This is a genomic window from Thiolapillus sp. (assembly GCF_048562965.1).
In the GTDB taxonomy this organism is placed as follows: domain Bacteria; phylum Pseudomonadota; class Gammaproteobacteria; order Chromatiales; family Chromatiaceae; genus Thiolapillus; species Thiolapillus brandeum_A.
Genome location: NZ_JBHNMF010000862.1, coordinates 1 through 1,221, shown reverse-complemented (window position 1 = coordinate 1,221; position 1,221 = coordinate 1). Strand labels below are relative to the sequence as shown.

Sequence of the window (1,221 nt, the reverse complement as noted above, 5' to 3'; positions counted from 1 at the left end):
CACAGTCGGTGACGCCTTTCTCTCCCAGGGCCATGGATCGTGGTCTTACGGGAACCATGCTGAGTATCCTGCGTCTGGAGAACGACCTGTTCAACCCCAACAAAGGTGCCAGTGAACTGGATGAGACGGACGGAGAGGAGATAGAAAAAGTCATCAATGTGGTGAGTGATCGTGCCTGGCTGATCAAGGGTACGGATACCAAGGATCTGGCGATCCAGGAACTGAAGGAACGGATCGACGAATGGGCGAAGAAGGCCAGCGTCGGAGGTCGGATCTTGGCTTATGAGCGCAAAGGTCAGGGCAAGGAGAATATCGTTCCTCTGTTGGAGAGGCCGGGAATCAGTGCGTGGCGGAATTTTACGGTACCCATGTCGATGCGGGAAGTGGAGCCGGGTGTTCCTCTGATCATGAACAGTATGCACTCGGGTGACGCACCCAGGTGGCGTGTACGGCCTCCACCGAAGAAAGAAGAGGTCGAGGTCGATGCCGATGAAAGGAAGAATACCCACGATGAGGGTGGTGGATCCCCGTTCCAGGCATTGCAGGGGCAGGAGTTGGCTGGGCGGGCATTCTCCGTGTGGTTGCCTGGAGAAGCCGAGGCGCGGAAGGTACGCTTCATGGCGGTTGGTGATCCGAAACCACCCAAGAATACCCGGGTCGTGGTGGCGCACCCTGATCTGAGTCAGCCGGACGGTGTGCCGGGTTTCGCTCATGGAGAGTTGGGGTGGTCGGAATTGCAGGATGCAGAGACAGGGGAACCTCGGATCAATCTCAAAGTTCGGCGCCCGGGTGCGGCCACGTCTCTGCAGTTGTCGAAATCGGAGTGGGAAGCCTTCTCTGGTATCGGCACCGTGGTAGAGGAATAGAAGCAGGAGCTGCCCATGGCACATTTGATACCGACTCTATCGGTCGAAGAGATAGACAACAAACCGGAACGTGACGTTGCAAGAGCATTGCTGGAGCAGTTGCCCAATCACGTGATCGTCTATCATAGCTATCCCTGGTTGAGACCCGATCGCAACGACAGGAGCAAGAAGACCACGTTGAAGGAGGGAGAGGCCGATTTTCTCATTCTCTGGCCCGAACTGGGGTTGTTGGTCCTGGAAGTGAAAGGAGGCGAAATCCGCTACGATTCCGATGGGCGGCGTTGGTATCGCCGGCTCCCCAATGGCAAGGAGAGAGACATTCGAGATCCCTTCGAGCAGGCGAACAAGAACATGC

General features: G+C 56.7%; 1 protein-coding gene and 1 pseudogene. Both read left to right on the top strand.

Annotation, left to right across the window (positions count from 1 at the left end):
• Positions 1–866, top strand: a pseudogene (locus ACOCD2_RS20700) (hypothetical protein); the annotation flags it as partial.
• 15 nt (positions 867–881) lie between these two features.
• A partial coding sequence (locus ACOCD2_RS20695) for an NERD domain-containing protein (RefSeq protein ID WP_293681286.1) occupies positions 882–1,221 on the top strand: 340 nt, incomplete at its 3' end.